Raw genomic sequence first — 19,210 nt, forward strand, 5'->3', positions numbered from 1 at the left:
TGGTTATTGAGATGATTAGAAAATGCAACTTAATCCAATCGAAAACATTTGCTATCCTGCGTTTGAGAAGGAGGGATGCGATGACGGGTCTAGGCCGGGTTGATGGCTTTTTCAGGGCGTGGGCCATGCGCAAATCCGGAAAACCGGGCCCGTTCCTGCCCCGGCGCGACGGCAGGCGCCTGGTCCGTAAACAGAGCTTGCGGCGCGCGGACCTGCCGGGCTAGCCATTGGGCCGGATCGCCCTCGATACGAACACGCGCTCACCCAACTCGCTTTCTAGCATCAACAGCCAGGATCGGAATGAACCATGGACGGAAATGATATCGGAACCTCAGGAAAGTGCCCGATGATGGGCGGCTCCAGCCTGCACGCGACCTTCGGGGTCAGATCGAACCGGGACTGGTGGCCAAATCAGCTCAACCTCGGCATCCTGCATCAGAATTCGCAGATGTCCAACCCGATGGTCGACGGGTTCGACTATGCCGAAGCGTTCAAATCGCTCGACCTTCAGGCGCTCAAGAAAGACCTCCATGCGCTGATGACGGAATCGCAGGACTGGTGGCCGGCGGATTATGGCCATTACGGTCCATTCTTCATCCGCATGGCGTGGCACAGCGCGGGCACCTATCGCACCGCCGACGGTCGTGGCGGTTCCTCCTCGGGGACGCAGCGTTTCGCGCCGCTCAACAGCTGGCCGGACAACGGGAATCTCGACAAGGCCCGCCGCCTCTTGTGGCCGATCAAACAGAAGTACGGCAACAAGATCTCCTGGGCCGATCTGATGATCCTGACCGGCAATGTCGCGTTGGAATCCATGGGGTTCAAGACCTTCGGCTTCGGCGGCGGCCGCGCCGATATCTGGGAGCCCGAGCAGGACATTTACTGGGGTACGGAAACCGAGTGGCTGGGCGATGCGCGCTATTCCGGCGACAGGGAGCTTCAGAACCCGCTGGCGGCGGTGCAGATGGGCCTGATCTACGTGAACCCCGAAGGCCCCAACGGCAATCCCGATCCGGTCGCGTCGGGGCGCGATATTCGCGAAACCTTTGCCCGCATGGCGATGAATGACGAAGAGACCGTGGCGCTGGTTGCGGGCGGGCACACTTTCGGCAAGGCCCATGGCGCGGGTGATGCGGCGCTGGTCGGCCCCGAGCCCGAAGGCGCGCCGATCGAGGCGCAGGGCCTCGGCTGGCTCAGCACCCATGCCTCGGGCAGCGGTGTGGACGCGATCACCAGCGGTATCGAAGGGCCTTGGACGCCGACACCGACGACATGGGACATGAGCTATTTCGACGTGCTTTTCGGCTATGAGTGGGAACTGACGAAAAGCCCCGCCGGCGCGCATCAGTGGCAGCCCAGGGGCCTGTCCGCGGATGACCACGCGCCGCAGGTCGATGGCTCGGGCACCGTGCCGATCATGATGACGACCGCCGACATGGCCATGCGCATGGATCCGGCCTATGAGAAGATCTCGCGCCGGTACCACCAGAACCCCGAGGAGTTCGCCGACGCCTTCGCACGCGCCTGGTACAAGCTGACCCATCGCGACATGGGCCCACCGATTCTGTATCTGGGTGAGGAAGTCCCGCAGGAAGAGCTGTTGTGGCAGGATCCGATCCCCAAGGTCACGCATCCGCTGATCGACGCGCAGGATATCGCGGAGCTAAAGGGCAAGATCCTCGCCTCCGGCCTCTCCGTGGCGGACCTGGTCTCCACCGCATGGGCCTCCGCCTCCACCTTCCGCGGCTCCGACAAACGCGGCGGCGCGAATGGTGCCCGGATCCGGCTCGCCCCGCAAAAGGACTGGGAGGTGAACCAGCCGGACCAGTTGGCGCGCGTGCTGGACACGCTTGAGGGCATCCAGACCGCCTTCAACGATGCGCAATCCGGCGGCAAGCGTGTGTCGCTGGCAGACCTGGTCGTTCTCGGTGGCGCGGCGGCTGTCGAAAAGGCGGCGAAGGATGGCGGCCATGAGGTTGAGGTGCCGTTCGCGCCCGGCCGGGCCGATGCCTCCCAGGAGCAGACGGACGTCGACTCCTTCGAGGTGCTTGAACCGGCCGCCGATGGCTTCCGCAACTACCTGAAGGCGGACTACACTGTATCGGCCGAGGAGTTGCTGGTGGACCGTGCCCAGCTTCTCACGCTCAGCGCGCCGGAAATGTCCGCGCTGGTGGGTGGCATGCGGATGCTGGGCGCGAATTTCGGACAGTCCTCCCATGGCGTGTTCACCGATCGCCCGGGAGTGCTCAGCAACGACTTCTTCACCAATCTTCTGGACATGGGAACCGAATGGAAAGCGGTCTCCGACGCGGAAGACGTGTTCGAAGGCCGGGACCGGTCCACGGGAGAGGTCAAATGGACCGGCACGCGGGTCGATCTGATCTTCGGCTCCAACTCCCAGCTGCGCGCGATTGCAGAGGTCTACGGTCAGGACGATGCGCCGGAAACCTTCGTGAAAGCCTTCGTCGCAGCCTGGACCAAGGTGATGAACCTCGACCGCTTCGATCTGGCGTGAGATATCCATGAAACAGGCCCGGGCGCGGCCATCGAAACGCGGCGCCCGGGTCTTTCCCGACAGACCGATCCCTTTCGGCCTGTCCCGGTCCGGGGATGTCGGCGCCCGGCCCCGTCAGGCCGCCGTCTTTACGAATCGCGTCCAAGAAATCCGATCACCCTGTCCAGAACATCCCGCCATCCGGGGTCGCTTTCCGTCAGGATATGATTGCGCGTGTCCATCTCAAGAAACTCGGCACCCGGGATTGCCTCCGCCACCGCCTTGCCATGCTTGATCGGAACCGCAACGTCATCGGTTCCATGAAGCACGAGCGCGGGGATGCTCATGCTGCCCAGAAGGTCCCGGAAATCATAGGTGCCAAGCGCGTCGATCACCTGAAGGGAAACGCCCGTGCTGATCGTCTGGCGAAGATAGGTATCCAGCCAGGCCGTATCGGCGGGCGGCGTGTCGGACAAAACGGCCTGCGCCGTCAGCCGGCGGAATGTGGGCTCCTCCGCGTCCCAGCCAAGCCGGGCCACGGCCATGATCGCCTCGGTCCGTTCCGTCGTTTCCCCCCATTCCGGATGGCGCCATCCGGTTGCGGACGCGCCGAACAGGGCCATCCGGCTGATCCTGCCGGGATTGCGGCGCAGATATTCGAAGGCAACCGGACATCCGTGGCCCATGGTGAGCAGCGCGAACCGGTCCAGACCGGCCGCGCCCACCACCGCCTCCATATCCGACGCGAAATCGCTCAATGTCAGCCCGTCGATATCCCTCTGGGACTGGCCCATGCCCCGATGGTCGAACTGGACAAGAGTGAAGCGTTCGGCCAGCGCCGTCACGATGCGGCTGGAGAACGGGTTCTCGTGGTCGAGAGCGAGATTGCCCAGCCAGCGGGCGGCGGCGAGAAGAGGGGGCCCTGAACCAAATCTCGACCAGGCGATGCGCACTCCGTCCGCCGTCGTGGCATTCTCCAGCGGATAGGGTGGGGGAGATGCCGGTACCGCGCCCGGCGGTGTCGCCGGAACACCCCGCCGGCCCGAGCCGGTGAGGCCGGCGCGTTTCAGCGCCCGGGAGTAAGCCATGCCCAGAGCCGTGCCGAAGGGCTGGCGCGCGACCGCTTCGTCCACATCGTGATCCGGCAGAAGCTTCATCAGGGTATCGGCGGCCCGGCGCGCCTCCACGGTCCGTTCGAGACATGCGAGCGAGGCGCATTTCATGCGGTGGCCCGACGGGTGCTCGGGGCTGAGCGCGATCAGCTCTCTGGCCGATTGCAGGGCTCCCTCGAAATCGCCGAGACCGAACTGGGCGATGCCGTGCCCGGTGAGCCACAGGCCCCGGCGCCGGTCGCTCGGGCTAAGCGCCATGGCGGTCGCAAAAGCGGCCTTGGCGTCGTCATAATGGCCCGAATAGGCAAGGATCCAGGAGTAGCATCCGTGGGCCATGGCCGAGGCCGGATCGACCTCGATCGCCCTGCGCGCGGTGTCCAGCGCGGCATCGAAGCGACGCAAGGTCAGTTCGCAGATCGACAGGATCGACCAGGCCCAACTGTCGTCGGGCGCGAGTTTGAGGGCGCGCTCGGCATCCCGCGCCGCCGCGCCGAGGGACAGTTCGGCATTGTCCGACCAGCCGTATTTGTAATCCCAAAGATGGGTCATGGCGAGGCCCGCGTGAATGCGCCCCGACCCGGGCTCCAGCGCGAGCGCGCGCTCGAAATGGGTGCGTGCGGCCATGTTCGCGGCCTTGTCGGGGGCTGCGATCAGATGCTGGCCAAGTACGAATTCCTGCCAGGCGCTGCGCGCGTCGGGCCCGGTGGCCGCAGCCTTGAGCCGTTCGGCCTCGACCAGTTCCGGGTGAATCGTCGCCGTCACGATGGTCGATATCTCGTCGAGCAGCGTGAAAAGCCCGGTATAGGTCAATTCGTGGCGCGAGACGTGGATATGGAGCGCCGGTTCGGTATCCGTCAGTTGCAGATGCAGGCGAATATCGTCGCCGTCCCGGAAAACTCCGCCTTCGACCAGATAGGTGGCCCCAAGATCCTTGAACGGATGGCGTGCTTCGGCTGGAAGTTCGAGAAAGGTCCGCACCCGGTTGCGGGCGATCAGCGGAAACCAGCGCGAGCGGGCAAGCGCCGCCATGACCTCTTCGGTCACACCCTCGCTCAGGCCCTTCACGTCCGGTGTGTCGCCGACGATCTCGAACGGAAGAACCACGATTGCGGGTGCGCCCTCCACCCGCGGCTTCGCGCCGCCGGCCGTGTCGCGCATGGCGTCCCGGATGATGTCGGACCCCTCGATCTCGCGGATCTCGGCGCGAAAGATGAAACCCCGTCCGTGGCGGGTTGCGATGATGCGCTGTTCATCCCCTGAATCCCCCACCAGCCGTCTTGCGTTGCTCACCAGCGTCGAAAGCGCGGCGTCGGAGACAACCCGATCCGGCCAGAAGGTCTGATGCAGCGCCTCCTTGGACACGAGCTGCCCGCGATTGCGGATCATGTGGATCAGGAATTCGAGTGATTGCGGCTCGGCTTCAATCGGCCCCTCAGGGCCGGAAAGCTGGAATCGATCGGTATCGACCGTGAAGGTCTCGAATGCATAGATCATGACAATGCCTGGCGACACGGGCGGTGCCGCAAAAAAGGGGTCGATTTCAAAAATACCAGAAATGGCCAGGCATTCCCCAGGAAATACTCAGAGGTCCGCCAAGCTTCACCGTTCCGATCCGATTAGACCCATCTCGCGGCGTGCCGCAAGTCCATCGGCTCAGGAGTATTTTCATGACGCACATCATTACCGGTCTTGTGGCCGCCGCCCCCCGGCGCAAGGGCAACGTCCGCGCGTCGGGGGCATAGCCGTTCATCGGGCACGCCCGGGGGAACCGGGTAGGCGGAGCGGGACACGCGAAAACCCGTCATCCTCCGGCGGCCACGGGTTTTCGCGGGTTGCGCCCGGATCTCAAGCTCGGTCGGAAATCAGGCCGGTTTCGCTCCGACCTACCGGCCATTCGACCACCAAATCAAACTCAAAGGAATTGAAATGCTGAAACATATGCTCACGACAACCACCGCTCTGTCGCTGCTGGCCGGCGCTGCGCTGGCGGATGCCCATGGCGGCGACACGGTCAAGATCGGTGTTCTGATGGGCTTCACCGGCCCGGTCGAGTCGCTCACGCCCGACATGGCCGCCGCCGCCGAACTCGCCTTCGAGGAGATCAACGCCTCGGGCCTGTTCCTCGGCGGCCGCCAGATCGAACCGATCCGCGGAGACAGCACCTGCGTCGATGCGGGCGCCGCTGCCGCGGCCGCCGAACGCCTTGTCGGCGAGGGTGTTGCCGCGATCCTTGGCGCGGCCTGTTCCGGGGCCACAAGCGCGGTCGTGACCAACGTGGCCGTTCCGAACGGGCTGGTGGCACTGTCCCCCTCGGCGACCAGTCCCGGTCTGAGCGACATCGACGATCGCGGGCTCTTCTTTCGCACGGCCCCCTCGGATGCGCGTCAGGGCGAAGTCCTGGCGGAGCTGACCATGGCGCGCGGGATCGACGAGGTTGCCATCACCTATACCAACAATGACTACGGTCAGGGGCTCGCGGATGCGTTCTCCCGTGCTTTCGAGGCTCTTGGCGGTAGCGTGACCGTCTCCCTGGGCCACGAAGACGGCCGGGCCGACTACACCGCCGAAGTTTCCACGCTTGCCGCGTCCGGGGCGTCGGAACTGCTCGTGATCGGATATGTGGATCAGGGCGGGCGGCAGATCATCCAGACCGCGCTCGATCTGGGGGCGTTCGAGACCTTCATCCTGCCCGACGGGATGATCGGGGATAGCTTGCTGGCCGATCTGGGGGATCAGCTCGAAGGCTCCTTCGGCTCCGTTCCCGGCTCGGACGGGGAGGCCGCCACGGCCTTCGACGCGCTGGCCACCTCCGCGGGGATCACCGGCATCGGCCCGTTCCGTGGGGAAAGCTATGATGCCGCGGCCCTGATCGCGCTGGCGATACAGGCGGCGGGATCCGCAGATCGGGGCGGGATCGCCCAGCAGCTCGCTCGCGTGGCCAATGCGCCGGGCACCCGGATCGGCGTCGGTGAACTGGCCGAAGGGCTGCGCATTCTGTCGCAAGGCGGGGATATCGACTATGTCGGCGTCTCCAATGTCGAATTCGACGCGGGCGGCAACGCGGCCGGCACCTATCGTGAAATCGAAATCAGGGGAGCGGCTTTCGAGACCCAACGCGTCTGGTAGCAGCGAACCCCGACGCCCCGCCGGCATGGGTCCGGCGGGGCGCAACCCGGAAAACAGAAAATGACTTATCAAAAACCCATTCTCGATCTTCCCGTCATCGAGCTGCGGCGCGCCACCATGATGGACCGGCGGGCGCTCGAAGAGATGAAGGAAGTGTCGATCTCGACCCTGCTGGACCCGCTCTTGACGCCGGAGCAGCGACGGGAAATGAGACGGATCACCCCATTCGACCCTGTCCTGATCGAAGACCGGACATATTACGTCGCAACCGTGAATGGATGGATCGCGGCAAGCGGCGGTTGGTCGCGGCGCGCGGCGCTCTATGGCGCGGGCGGCTCCGCCAAGGCGCCGCTTCTCGATCCCGCCTGCGATGCCGCGGGCATTCGGGCGATGTATACGCACCCGGATTTCGCCCGGAACGGTCTGGGCTCTCTTGTGTTGTCGACGGCTCTGGCGGCCGCGCGGCTGGCGGGGTTCCGGCGGGCGCAGCTTCTGGCGACTGTCGCGGGGGAACGGCTTTACCGTGCCGCCGGGTGGAAACCGGAGGAGCGCGTCATGGTCGGCACGGATGGCAGGGCGATCGTGCCCGGCATTCGGATGTCGCGGGAGATCTGATGACCCGGTTCGCAGATCCGCGGCCCGGAGGCGGCCATGAGGACGGGAACCCCGTATCGCCCAATTCGGTTTCCGGGCCTCTGCCCTGGACGCGGTGCCGCTATCGAAAGAGGCATGAAAAGATGACGAATATGAGCGTTTGTCCCGGCTGTCTCGGTCGTTTCGCGGATATCGAAGGTCCGGTGCATGCCTATCTCAAGGGGTCGGCCGGATGTTGGGCCCGCTTCGGTCAGGCCTTGGCGCTTCAGTATTCGGACCACCGGTACTGGCCTGCGCACCAGCTTCTGACGGATGCCTATTCGCTCCAGCACAGCCGGGGTGACGATCCGCGGGCCAGACGGTCGGCACGGATACATCTGGCAGCGCTTTATGCGCAGATCCATCTCGGGCAATCCGAGGCGCGCCTCGTTGCGCTGAGAAAAGCGCTTTCGGATCCCTCACTGGCCGACCTGCCAACCGTCTGGCCGGTGCCGAGCGTGTCCATCGCAGAGATCGACATCTCCGAACCCGCGCGCCATCTGCACTCCGTGGAGCGGTTTGCGCTTGCGGTCCTGTCCGATTGGTCCGACCATCATTCCATCGCCGCGCAGCTCTGCAAGGTTTGACGGAAACGGAAATGGCGTACTGGCCCAGACCGCTGAAAAAGCCCCGAAAGCTCAACGTGGGAGACCGCGTTGCGGTGGTCACGCCCTGCTGGGGCGGCCCGGCGTGCCTCCCGCACCGGTTCGAGGCCGGAACGCGATACCTTGCGGAGGAATTCGGGCTTGAGGTCGTCCTCATGCCCCATGCCTGCAAGCCTGTGGACTGGCTGGACCGGAACCCCGAGGCCCGCGCCGATGACGTCATGGACGCCTTCGCCGACCGCTCGGTCTCGGCCGTGATCGCAAGTATCGGAGGCGACGATTGCATCCGGCTGCTACCATATCTGGATCTCGACCTGATCGCGGAGAACCCCAAGGTCTTGCTCGGCTACTCCGATGTCACCGTGCTCCATTTCGCCTGTCTCAAGGCCGGGGTGACAAGCATCTACGGCCCGACCGTGATGGCCGGTTTCGCCGAGAACGGCGGCATGCACGCCTTCACCAAAGACGCGATCCGTCAGGTCCTGTTCTCCAGCGAACCGCCGGGAAAGCTGCCTCGGAACACCGAAGGCTGGACAGATGAACGGCTCAGCTGGGCGGTGCCCGGAAACCAGTCTCGAAAACGGCGGCTGCACCCTGCGGCGCCGCCCCGGCTATGGCAGGGGTCCGGCCGGTCGCGAGGGCCCTTGATCGGAGGCTGCGCCGAGGTGCTGGAAATGATCAAGGGGACGGAGCTTTGGCCGCCTCTCGATATCTGGAGCGGCGCGATCCTCTTCTACGAAACCTCCGAAGAGGCCCCGGCCCCCTCGACTGTCGCGCGCTGGCTGCGCAATTTCGGCGCGCAGGGAATTCTCGGCGTGCTTGCGGGCGTCATTGTCGGGCGCCCCGGCGGCGGCGTCCCACTGGATCGGCAGGATGACTATGGCGCCGCCATGGCAAAGGTGCTCACCGAATATGGCGCCGAGCGGCTGCCGCTCGTCACCGGGCTGGACTTCGGCCACACCGACCCGATGACCCTGCTGCCCTACGGTGTCGCGGCGGAAATCGACTGCGACGACGTCAGTATATCGCTCCTAGAGGCCGCGGTCGGCGACGCGGAGGGCAAACCGGCGGGAGCCTCCGGATGACGACGCACTTTCGACAGAGGCCGGCGGTTCTGCTCCTGCATGGTCTTGGCGGTACGGGCAAGACGCTCTGGCCGATTGCGGATGCTCTCAGGACCCGGGGTTTTCGTGCCGTGGCACCGACGCTTGCGGAAGCGCAGCGACGGCACCCCCTGTCGAGGGTGGCGCTGGCACAGGTCGGTCTCGGCCACATTCTGGCAGAGGCGCGCAGCTGTGCGGACGGGCTTGCGACGGCCTTCGACGGTGTTTGGCCGATCATCTGCGGGCATTCGAACGGGGCGCTCCTTGCGCTGGCATTGGCCGACGAAGGATGCGCATCGCGCCTCGTTCTCATGGCGCCGGTTCCGCCGCCCTCCATCGGCTCCGGCGTGCCGCTTTGGGTGCAGAAAGCCTTCTTCACATTGTCTTTCGGGCTTGGCTGGCAGACTGGTGCGATCAGGATCGACAGCGGGAGAAGGCTGGACCCCGATCCGCCCTCCCCGGAGGCTGCGCACACACTTCTGCCGGACAGCGGGCGTGTTCTTGCCGAGGCTTTGGGTCTGCGACCCGGCGGCTGGCTGGATCCCGTCCCGCCATTGGAGTGCGATTGCACCATCATCACCGGAGAGAATGACCGCATCGTTCCCGCCGGGACGGCAGCCGCAATTGCCGCGCGTTTCGCCGCCGATCTTCATGTCATCCGGGGGGCCGGGCACTGGTTTCCGGCGGAGGCACGCCATGCCAACCGGCTCGCGGATCTCATCCTGGCACCGGCTGCGGACCGGCCCTCCGTCGAACCCGCCGATGCGGGGCGCGTTCGATGAGACCGATGCGATCTTCCGGGCTTCAGCCCCAAAAGTAGACCGCATCGAAGACCGATCCAGCAACCGGGCTGCCGCAGAAACCGGCGAGCCGACCGCGGCCTGCCGTCGGGCCGAGCCTTCCCAGATCTGAGATCCAGCGGAGCTATCCCGCCCACCGTCCTGCCGATGCCATCGACATTTCCGGAACGGGATTTCGCCCAGGACCCTGCGTCCGTGGCGCGTTCCTGCATACTTTCGGGACGACCTGCGTGGAAAAAGTGGTGCCGCTGAAGGGACTCGAACCCCCGACCCCATCATTACGAATGACGTGCTCTACCAGCTGAGCTACAGCGGCGCCCGGCGCGCTCTTAGCAAGCTTGCCAAGCGATGGATAGCCCTAATTTCGGGCCGTCGTCTCCACATCGCCGACTTCCTCGGGCGGCGTGGTTTCGCCGGCATCGCCGGTCGCGATGACATCGGGATCATCGACAAGATCTGCGTCCGGCACCTCGGCTTCGTGGCTATGGTCGTCCAATGCCCCGACGATGAGAGGCAGCATCTGCGTCGGGCCGGTCAGGGCCGCGTCGCTTTGCGGTGCGGCCTCCCAGCTCAGCGTGTCGAAGCTGTCGCAATGCGCGCAGACGGGCTGCCAGTCGGCATGGATATGCCCGCAGGCGGAACAGAGCCATTGCGGCCCGCGGGATGCGGTCACCGCTTTTGCCAGCCAGGCCCGGACCAGTTGATCCTCCCCCCCTTCACCCCGTTCGATCGCGGCCATGATGGTGAGTGACCGGGCGCTCGGGCTTGTCTCGGCCAGATCACCCAAGGCGGCGCGGGCCCCGTGGAAATCCTCGGCGGCGATGTGCAACTCCGCCTTCAGAAGCCGGGTTTCCTCGTCATTCACATGGCGGCTGGTCAGCACGGAAAACCGGCGCATCCGTTCGGAGGGGTTCTCGTTCGGCTCGATCGCGGCGAAGGCGGCGGCCAGATCTGGGTGCGGCTTGGCATCCCACGCCTTGCGGATGATCTTTGTGGCCACTTTGGGCTTGCCCTCGTCGATCGCCATCCGCGCGGCCATCACGGCGGCGGGCACCAGATCGGGGGACATCTTGTTGGCCTCGGCCGCGTCGCGCCGCGCGATTTCCACCTTGCCCTCGGCCAGCGCCTCGCGCGCATGGGCCAGCGCCAGAACCGCATCGCGGCGCTTGTGTACGTCCCGCGGGAGATTGCCGGCCTTCAGCTTCGCCGACAGGGTCGCGCGTGCCCCGCGCCAGTCCTCGTGCTGGGCCTGCAACCGCAACAGCGTGTCCTGCACCTCTTCATGCTGCGGTCTCAATGCAAGGGCCTTTTCGGCGAGTTTCAGCGCCGTTTCCGTGTCGCCCGCATCGAGTTTCTGCTTCATCAGCCCGCGCACACCCACGAACCGGGTCCGGCTGTCCCTGACCAGCTCCTTCAGCGTGTTCGTCGCAAGCACCCGGTCGCCGACCATCTCGGCGCCCTGCGCGATCAGCAGATTTGTGATCTCAGGCCGGTGCAGATAGCCCTCGGCGCGCTGCGCCTTGCGGATCGCAAGCCGGCCTTCTCCGGCGGCCAGCGCCAGCATGCCATCGGCCAGCGCCTGAAAGCCCTTCTGCTCGCTGCGCCTGTTGAAATAACGCGAAATCGCCGTCTCGTCGCCGTTCAGGAACCGCAGCGTCGCCACCAGCAATCCGGCCAGCCGGAAAACCAGCCAGATGGCCAGCAGCAGAACCAGCGCTACAACAACCGACGCCAGCGGCGTCAACGCGAATTCACGCCCCGCGAAGGTGATCAGCACCACGTCGCCGGATTCCAGCAGATAGATCGCGCCCAGAGCCACGGCGGCGACAATGCCGACGAAGAGCACGATTTTGAGCAGGGACCATAACATCGCGCCGCCCCCTAATTCGCGTCATCAAGCGCAACGGCGAACCCGTCGAGCGCGTCGGTCGCATCCAGCCGGGTTTGCGCGTCGCTGATCCAGATCGCCATCTGATCGCGGGCCGCTTCCGGCAATTCGCCGATTTCCCTCAAGGCCGTTGCCAGATCGCCCGAGGCAACCGCGGCCTCGGCTCTGGACAGCCGTGCATCCGGGTCGTCGCCCTCGCGCGGTTCCAGAGATCGCCCGCCGACCTGGCCGCGCAGAAACGCGCCGACCCTGTCCGCGGTGGAGTCGCCCGCGGTCTCGCGCAGGGCCACCGGCAGCGCGGCCCGCGCCACGGCGGGGAAGCTTGCCTGCAACTCCTCCAGCGTCGGCACGCCGGTTTCCGCGATCACGGCCAGCCGGTCCGGCACATCGAGATCGGCATTGGCCGCCACATCGGCCAGCGCGTCCGAAAACGGGTTGCCGGCCGCCATCGCGATCCGCAGCTGGCTGAGGGCCGCCTGCGCCGTGGCCGTCCCGACGTGCCGCTCGGCACGTTCCTCGGCGGCGGCGATCCTCGCCTCCGCCTCTGCGGCCGCGTTTGCGACCTGTTCGGCCATCGCCAGATTGGCGGCCTGCTGTTCGGCAAGGCTGGCCTGCAGATCGGCCATCGCCGCCGCCATCGCGGCATCGTCGATCGTGCCCTCTCCGGTCAGCACCGGGCGCGCCTCCAGCGCCGCGATCCGGTCGGTCAGATCCCGGATCGTCGCGGTCGCATCCGCCAGGGCCGTTTCCAGCGGGGAAAGGTCGATCTCCTGCGGTGCGACAGGTTCGGGCAGGGCGGCCAGCCGGCTTTCGATGCCGCCGGCCCGATCGGCCAATGCCGCGAGATCTTCGGATTGCGCCTCCAGCGCCGCGCCCAGTTCCGCGATGGCCGGGTCTTCACCCGGCTGCTGCGTCGGCAGAACGCCGAGATAGGCGGCCCCATAGCCCAGGGCGGCGGCAAGAACACCGCCCAGTAGCAGCGGAACGAAGCCGGGCCCCCGCTGCTCGACGATCGTCTGCGGCGGTGTCGCATTGCTCATCAGCGTGGCCATGGGTGTGGGCTCGGGCGCGGGGTCGGGCCTGCGCTCGTCCGGTTTCGCTTCCGGCTCGGGGGCATCCCCGTCGGCGGTTGCGTCTGTCTTGCTGTCACCGGATTGCGGGGCGTCGCCCGTATCGGGGCTTTGCCTGTCAAGGATCAGCGGCGACGTATCGCTATCCCCCGCGACCGTATCCTCGCCCGCGGGGCCTGTCGTTTCGGGGCCGATCTCTTCGGGGGCGGTCTTGTCCTGTCCCGTGGTCTCGTCCCGGGTGGCGGCGATATCCTGCTGCGTGTCTTCCCCGGCTACAGTGTCGCCCGATCGCTTTGAGGTCTTTCTTGCCACCACGCCATCCCTTCAACTGTACTTCATGGGCCGCCCGGCCGCAGCTATGGCGCGCCCGAACAGCGCCTGACCGGGCACCCGAGTCAGCTTAGACCAGCGTTGCATGCCCCTCAAGGCGCGGCTAGAGGGAAATATGCCTCGTAATTGCCGCAGTTAGCGCATCGGCGCTCGGGGCATCGGCCAGCACTGCCGATGCCTGCAAATCGGGCGGCAAGGCCGCGCGCACAGCTTCACTCAGACAGGGCAGTGTCAGCGCCGCGGGCCGCGCCGCGCCAAGCGCCTCGGCGAAGATCGCCGCGCTGCGGGGCGAAAACAGGGGTGCGATCACAGGGCGGCTGCCTCCCGCGACACCCAGAAACGCGTCATCCGGCGGGCATCTCACCTGATCGTAGATGGCCAGCCCGGCGGCATCCAGGCCGGCTGCGCGCAATCTGTCGACCACGTCGCCCCGCACATGGCGCCCGTGAAGATGCAGGAGCCGTCCACTGGGCCGTTCCTCCAGAACCATCGCCACCAGATCGTCCGCCGCGCCCTTCGCGGATCTGGCCGCAAGGCCCAGCGCGCGCGCCACCTCGGCGGTGCGATCCCCGACGCAGAAGGCGGGGATATCGCGCCGCGGCGAGATTTCCGCAAACACCCGCACGCCGTTTTCCGAAGTGAAAATCACCGCGCCAAGCCCGGCGTCATCCATAGCCACATCCAGCGGCGCGATCTTCTGAAGCGGCGCGATCACCGTGTCCAGCCTGCCCGCGAAACGGGCCGCAAACCGCCGCGATTGCGGGGCGGGGCGGGTCAGGAGCAGAACGGGGTCGGCATTGTCAGGCATGGGCCCGAGTGTTACCTGCGATCCCACGCCCTAGCAACGAAGCCGATGATGACCGTGCCCCTGACCCTTCTTGGCCTTGAAAGCAGCTGCGATGACACCGCGGCGGCGATCCTGCGCGATGACGGCACCCCGCATATCCTTGCGTCCGTTGTATCGGGCCAGACTGATCTGCATGCGGAGTTCGGCGGCGTGGTGCCCGAGATCGCGGCCCGCGCCCATGCCGAACGGCTCGATCTGGTGGTGGAGGAGGCGCTGGATCAGGCCGGCCTGAGCCTTACGGAGATCGACGCCATCGCCGTGACTGCGGGGCCGGGGCTGATCGGCGGGGTTCTGTCCGGCGTCATGGCGGCCAAGGGTCTTGCCTTCGCGCTTGGCAAACCCCTGATCGGGGTCAACCATCTGGCCGGGCATGCGCTGACCCCGCGGCTGACCCACGGGCTTGCCTATCCGTATCTCATGCTGCTTGTCTCGGGCGGGCATTGCCAGTTTCTGCGCGTGGATGGGGCGGACGCGTTCACCCGCCTTGGCGGCACGATCGACGACGCGCCGGGGGAGGCCTTCGACAAGGTCGCCCGCATCCTCGGCCTGCCGCAGCCGGGCGGGCCATCGGTCGAAGCCGAGGCGCTGGGTGGCGACCCGGCCCGGTTCGCACTGCCTCGTCCGCTACTCGACCGGCCGGGCGCCGATCTGTCGTTTTCCGGGCTCAAGACTGCGGTCCTGCGCGCCCGCGATGCGGTGATCGCGGAGAAATCCGGCCTGACGTCGCAGGGCCGTGCCGATCTCTGCGCCAGCTTTCAGGCGGCCGTCCGCGACGTTCTGGCCGAGAAATCCCGCCGGGCGCTCGGCGGTCAGACCGGGCTGAGCGGTTTTGCGGTGGCCGGCGGGGTTGCGGCCAACCAGACCCTGCGTGCCGCGCTGGAAGAGGTCGCGGCCGGGCGGGATCTGCCCTTCGTCGCGCCGCCGCTTGCCCTTTGCACCGACAATGCCGCGATGATCGCATATGCGGGGCTGGAGGCGTTTCGGCGCGGGCAGCGCGACGGCATGGATCTGTCCGCCCGCCCCCGCTGGCCGCTGGACCGGATCAGCCCGGCCCTGATCGGATCGGGCCGGAAAGGGGCCAAGGCATGACGCCCGCACCCATCGACATCGCGGGCGCGGGGGCGTTCGGCACTGCTCTGGCCATCACCCTTGGCAATGCGGGCCATCCGGTGCGGCTCTGGGCCCGTGACGGGGCCACGGCCATCGACGCGGCGCGCGAAAATACCCGTCGCCTGCCCGGTCACATATTGCCGCCGACGATCCGCGTGACCGGGGGTCTCGCCGATCTGACCGCGCCGATCCTGATCCTCACCATCCCGACCCAGAAGATGGATGATTTTCTGGGCAGAAGCGCGCCCTTCCGGGCCAGGGCTCTGGTTTCGACCGCCAAGGGCATCCATCGCGCCACCGGGCTTGGCCCGACCGCGCTGATCGCCCGGCACCGGGGCGCGGATACGACCATCGCTCAACTCACCGGGCCCAGCTTTGCCGAGGATCTGGCCCGGGGGCTGCCAACGGCCCTGACGCTGGCCTGCACGGATGCGGATATGGCCCGGGATCTGCAACATGCTCTCTCAACGCCCGCGCTGCGCCTCTACATCACCAGCGACGTGATCGGCGCCGAACTTGGCGGCGCGCTGAAAAACGTCATCGCCATCGCGGCGGGCGCGGTTATGGGGGCCGGGCTTGGGGAAAGCGCGCGCGCCGCGCTGATGGCCCGTGGCTTTGCCGAGATGCGCCGGGTGGCCCGCGCCGCCGGGGCGCTGGACGAAACGCTTTCCGGGCTTTCCGGGCTCGGCGATCTGGTTCTGACCTGCACCTCCGAGAAATCCCGCAACACGGCCTTCGGTATGGCGCTGGCCGAGGGCCGCAGCCCCGATCCGGCCGTCACGGTGGAGGGGCTTGCCACCGCGCAGGAACTGGCCGCGCGCCCGGAACTGGACACGCCCATCGCCGATGCGGTCGCAGCCCTTGCCAGCGGTGCGCTGACCCTTGATGCTGTCATCGACACGCTTCTGCGCCGCCCCCTGAAACCGGAGTAGCCCCGATGACATACTGGCTTTTCAAGTCCGAACCCTCCACCTGGTCCTGGGACCAGCAGGTCGCCCGGGGCGATGCGGGAGAGGAATGGGACGGTGTACGCAACTATCAGGCGCGGAACTTCATGCGCGAGATGAAAGTCGGCGACCGGGGCTTCTTCTACCACTCGCAGAAAGACAAGGAGATCGTGGGGATCGTGGAAGTGATCGCCGAGGCGCATCCCGACAGCACAACCGATGACGAGCGGTGGGAATGCGTGGATATCAAGGCGGTCAAGCCGCTGAAAACTCCGGTGACGCTTGAACAGATCAAGGGCGACGAGCGTCTCGCCGGCATGGTGCTGGTGAAAAACTCCCGGCTGTCCGTCCAACCTGTCAGCGATCGGGAATGGACCCTGATCTGCGACATGGGCGGCGTCGGCGGCTGACGCGCGCGGAAAGGCCGGAACATGCAAACCCCCGAAGAACGACTGGCCGAACTGGGCCTGCAGCTTCCCGCCGCGATCAGCCTGCCGCCCGATCTGCATCTGCCCTTTGCGCTCATCAATGTCCGCGGGGATCGCGTGTTCGTCTCCGGTCATCCGAAACAGACATCCGAGGGCGCGATAGCCGGCCCCTATGGCAAGGTCGGCGCCGAGTTGTCGACGGAGGAGGCGGCGCTTGCGGCGCGGGATATCGCCCTCTCGGTTCTGGCCAATCTCCGGGCCGAGATCGGCCCCCTGTCCCGGGTCGCGGGCTGGTCCCGCGTGTTTGGCATGGTTAACTCCGCCCCCGGGTATGATCAGCAGCATCTGGTGATCAACGGGTTCAGCGACCTGATCGTCGACGTGTTCGGCGCGGAGGTGGGGCGCCATGCGCGTTCCGCCATCGGGGTTGCGGGATTGCCGATGAATTTCGCCATCGAGATCGAGGCCGAATTGTCCCTCGCCTGATCCAGGCTTGGCTGCTCCGCCCGCGCCTGACGCCGATGCGCGCTTTGGCGGCGCGCCGGAAACACGCTTGGGAACATGTGAAGACCGGTTGCGAGAGGCCCGTCCGGCCCTCAAAAAAATGGAGGGTCCCGACCCCCCGGGACCCTCCAACACCCACGCGCACATCTCGCTCCGCACGTGTTCTATCTGAGGGCCCACCGTCCTGGCCGGGCATGCAGGGGGTGATAGCGCCAAGCCATCTCTCATGCAAAACAATTGCCCAGAGAATTTAAGCTAAACAAACCCTTACATATGCAAAAAGGGCCCGCACACCGGCCGGCCCCTTTCCGATTTCGGTGCGGTGCGGTCCGGCCTCAGCCGTAGACGCTTTCCTTTCCGAAATGCTTGGTCAGCATGTAGTAGACCACGGCGCGGTACTTGTTGCGCTCAGACTTGCCATAGGTGGCAATGACGCTGTTGATCGCCTCCATCAATTGCGGGCCGTCGCTCAGGCCCAGCTTCTTGATGAGGAAGTTGCTCTTAACCGTCTCCAGCTCTCCGGGCTGTGTGGCGGCCACGGTTGCGGCGTCGGCGTCGTAAATCGCAGGGCCGCAGCCGATCGTGACCTTGGTCAGCAGGTCCATATCCGGTGTCATGCCACACTTGTTTTTCAAATCATCCGCATAGATCGCGATCAAATCGTCTCGCTTGCCCATGGTGAATATCACTCCCTGTTTTGGACCATTTTGCGTCCCCCGGCTTATTTCGACCGGGACGAAGCAAAGGTTAGCCGAGCCAAGGCCGTTCAAAAAGGGGAAGTTGCCCAAGAGGGTGCCCCGGTGTGCAATGCGGACACAACTCTGATACTTGGTAACCTCGGGTCATACGCCTTTCGCTCCACAACTGACCTTATGACCGGTTCAAAATGTTCAAGCGGGTCAGCGGCATTATTCCGGTCAAGACTGGCTTGATCTACCAGCGGAGAGAGCTTCAAAATCTTCGAAACAGCAGTGATCGTGAAACCACGCGCAGGTATCTCTGTCCAATCCCTAGTGACCGGTGTTTTCAACACCAGGAACTTGCCTCGGTGTTCGGCGGGCCGGGCGACGTCCCGCTGCAGGGAAGGGTAGAGTACTTCGGTAGACATCTTGCCGCGATTCTGTGGTGCAAACCCGCCTCCATATCTCTGGCTTCGCGCTCGACCTAGGTGGCACCTTGCACGCACCAACGTCTGCCTGATAATGTGCGCGGGAAATGCTTCGGCAACTGATGAAGAATGGTGCTTAAGCGCCCGCAAGTGTTTCGAGGATCCAAATGTGGAAAGGCACATAGGGAACGTAGTCACGCTTCGGCTCTCTGCATGGTGCAAACTGCGGTTCCGTTGGACGGTTCGGTAGCTCTTGGGGTGCGAAAAAATGGCCAAGCTTGATGTTGCCGTCCCGACGTTTAACCGCGCGGAGCTCCTTCGCGAAGCTTTGATCTGCCTGCGGGATCAGGACTATGAAGAATTTAAGGTGACTGTGTTCGATAACGCGTCCAACGATAACACGCGCGAGGTTGTGCTCGACGAGTTCATGCACGACCCGCGATTTGAGTACCGGCGCAACGACATGAATATTGGACCGGGTGCAAATTTCCAATTGGCACTGCATCAGTCTGAAGCCGAGTACTTTATGTGGCGCGCGGATGATGACCTATCAGACCCAACCTATGTTGGCGCTCTCTTACGGTGTCTGGAAGACGATCCATCGTTAGAACTCGCCTATTCGAGTTGCGAGCAGGTCACCGAAAATAGTCGGAAACTGGTCGAGGCAGGATCCAGACGCGACGAGGATCCTGGGCGCGTCGTGGACTTGTTGTTGGATTGCAAACCGACTTGGGTTTACGGGATGTGGCGGCGGACTGCCCTGCAAAGTAATAGAAGAGCTTTTGAAGAAACAGGGTATCCATTTTTGTGGGCGAGCGATCATTTGATCCTTTTGCCGAGCCTGTTGAAAGGTGCCGCTGCACCGGTGCCAGACACCCGTTTTATCCAGCGTATCATTGGGAGTGCGGATTACGCGCTGCAACCGCGTGAGCAGCTACAAGCCCGTGCGGAGTTTCGTTGGCATGCTCATGAGATGATGGAACAGCTAACTGACCCTTCCTACAGGTCAGAGATCGCGACTGCCTTGGAACACCATATCGAACAGCGTGTCGGTCGGAAGTGGAGCCTGCGACGCCGAATTCTGCGCGGCATGTTGCGGCTTTGA

Annotated in this window: 16 protein-coding genes and 1 tRNA gene; 11 read left to right on the top strand and 6 right to left on the bottom strand. The window is 65.2% G+C overall.

Annotation, left to right across the window (positions count from 1 at the left end; genetic code table 11):
- Nucleotides 1–307 precede the first annotated feature (307 nt).
- Entirely contained in the window at nt 308–2,515 is a 2,208-nt protein-coding gene (gene katG, locus ACQ651_RS17560; RefSeq protein WP_430449994.1) for a catalase/peroxidase HPI, read from the top strand.
- A 128-nt stretch (nt 2,516–2,643) separates the two neighbouring features.
- Here the strand turns inward: katG and ACQ651_RS17565 are convergent, their stop codons facing one another.
- Entirely contained in the window at nt 2,644–5,100 is a 2,457-nt protein-coding gene (locus tag ACQ651_RS17565; protein WP_430449995.1) for an alpha/beta fold hydrolase, read from the bottom strand.
- 432 nt (nt 5,101–5,532) lie between these two features.
- Between ACQ651_RS17565 and ACQ651_RS17570 the strand changes: the two genes are divergently transcribed.
- The 5 genes from ACQ651_RS17570 to ACQ651_RS17590 all read left to right on the top strand — a co-directional run bounded on the left by ACQ651_RS17570 (nt 5,533) and on the right by ACQ651_RS17590 (nt 9,855).
- Nucleotides 5,533–6,732 carry an ABC transporter substrate-binding protein gene (locus ACQ651_RS17570; protein WP_227286961.1) on the top strand — a complete coding sequence of 400 codons (1,200 nt, stop codon included), beginning with the start codon at nt 5,533–5,535 and terminating at the stop codon, nt 6,730–6,732.
- A 60-nt stretch (nt 6,733–6,792) separates the two neighbouring features.
- Nucleotides 6,793–7,347, top strand: coding sequence for a GNAT family N-acetyltransferase (locus ACQ651_RS17575; protein ID WP_430449996.1), 555 nt, complete (start codon nt 6,793–6,795; stop codon nt 7,345–7,347).
- Between the two features lie 122 nt (nt 7,348–7,469).
- Nucleotides 7,470–7,952, top strand: coding sequence for a DUF5946 family protein (locus ACQ651_RS17580; protein ID WP_430449997.1), 483 nt, complete (start codon nt 7,470–7,472; stop codon nt 7,950–7,952).
- A gap of 11 nt (nt 7,953–7,963) precedes the next feature.
- Nucleotides 7,964–9,055 carry a S66 family peptidase gene (locus ACQ651_RS17585; RefSeq protein WP_430449998.1) on the top strand — a complete coding sequence of 364 codons (1,092 nt, stop codon included), beginning with the start codon at nt 7,964–7,966 and terminating at the stop codon, nt 9,053–9,055.
- Nucleotides 9,052–9,855, top strand: a complete 804-nt coding sequence (locus ACQ651_RS17590; RefSeq protein ID WP_430449999.1) for a hypothetical protein — start codon at nt 9,052–9,054, stop codon at nt 9,853–9,855. Before ACQ651_RS17585 ends, ACQ651_RS17590 begins: the two co-directional genes overlap by 4 nt.
- Nucleotides 9,856–10,113: 258 nt before the next feature.
- Here the strand turns inward: ACQ651_RS17590 and ACQ651_RS17595 are convergent.
- The 4 genes from ACQ651_RS17595 to ACQ651_RS17610 all read right to left on the bottom strand — a co-directional run bounded on the left by ACQ651_RS17595 (nt 10,114) and on the right by ACQ651_RS17610 (nt 13,969).
- Nucleotides 10,114–10,189: transfer RNA gene (locus ACQ651_RS17595), tRNA-Thr, on the bottom strand.
- 42 nt (nt 10,190–10,231) lie between these two features.
- Nucleotides 10,232–11,743: a heme biosynthesis protein HemY gene (locus ACQ651_RS17600; RefSeq protein ID WP_227286966.1), complete on the bottom strand. Its 1,512-nt coding sequence runs from the start codon at nt 11,741–11,743 to the stop codon at nt 10,232–10,234.
- An 11-nt stretch (nt 11,744–11,754) separates the two neighbouring features.
- Nucleotides 11,755–13,143 (bottom strand): COG4223 family protein, encoded by a 1,389-nt coding sequence (locus ACQ651_RS17605; protein WP_430450000.1) that lies wholly within the window; start codon nt 13,141–13,143, stop codon nt 11,755–11,757.
- A gap of 121 nt (nt 13,144–13,264) precedes the next feature.
- Nucleotides 13,265–13,969 carry a uroporphyrinogen-III synthase gene (locus ACQ651_RS17610; protein ID WP_430450001.1) on the bottom strand — a complete coding sequence of 235 codons (705 nt, stop codon included), beginning with the start codon at nt 13,967–13,969 and terminating at the stop codon, nt 13,265–13,267.
- Nucleotides 13,970–14,017: 48 nt separating this feature from the next.
- Between ACQ651_RS17610 and tsaD the strand changes: the two genes are divergently transcribed.
- The 4 genes from tsaD to ACQ651_RS17630 are packed head-to-tail and all read left to right on the top strand — an operon-like array spanning nt 14,018 to nt 16,979.
- A complete protein-coding gene (gene tsaD, locus ACQ651_RS17615; protein WP_430450002.1) occupies nt 14,018–15,097 on the top strand; it encodes a tRNA (adenosine(37)-N6)-threonylcarbamoyltransferase complex transferase subunit TsaD in 1,080 nt (359 codons plus the stop codon).
- Complete coding sequence (locus tag ACQ651_RS17620; protein WP_430450003.1) at nt 15,094–16,050, top strand: NAD(P)H-dependent glycerol-3-phosphate dehydrogenase; 957 nt, start codon at nt 15,094–15,096, stop codon at nt 16,048–16,050. The genes tsaD and ACQ651_RS17620 overlap by 4 nt, the downstream gene beginning before the upstream one ends.
- Before the next feature lie 5 nt (nt 16,051–16,055).
- Complete coding sequence (locus tag ACQ651_RS17625; RefSeq protein WP_375550972.1) at nt 16,056–16,475, top strand: EVE domain-containing protein; 420 nt, start codon at nt 16,056–16,058, stop codon at nt 16,473–16,475.
- A gap of 21 nt (nt 16,476–16,496) precedes the next feature.
- Nucleotides 16,497–16,979, top strand: a complete 483-nt coding sequence (locus ACQ651_RS17630; protein ID WP_227286972.1) for a RidA family protein — start codon at nt 16,497–16,499, stop codon at nt 16,977–16,979.
- A gap of 353 nt (nt 16,980–17,332) precedes the next feature.
- On the opposite strand, the gene ACQ651_RS17635 is transcribed toward ACQ651_RS17630, so the two are convergent.
- Nucleotides 17,333–17,674, bottom strand: coding sequence for a DUF2853 family protein (locus ACQ651_RS17635; protein WP_430450345.1), 342 nt, complete (start codon nt 17,672–17,674; stop codon nt 17,333–17,335).
- Between the two features lie 699 nt (nt 17,675–18,373).
- Here ACQ651_RS17635 and ACQ651_RS17640 point away from each other — a divergent pair.
- Nucleotides 18,374–19,210 (top strand): glycosyltransferase family 2 protein, encoded by an 837-nt coding sequence (locus ACQ651_RS17640; protein ID WP_227286974.1) that lies wholly within the window; start codon nt 18,374–18,376, stop codon nt 19,208–19,210.

Origin of the sequence: Rhodophyticola sp. (genome assembly GCF_965284195.1) — a bacterium.
In the GTDB taxonomy this organism is placed as follows: Bacteria; Pseudomonadota; Alphaproteobacteria; order Rhodobacterales; family Rhodobacteraceae; genus Rhodophyticola.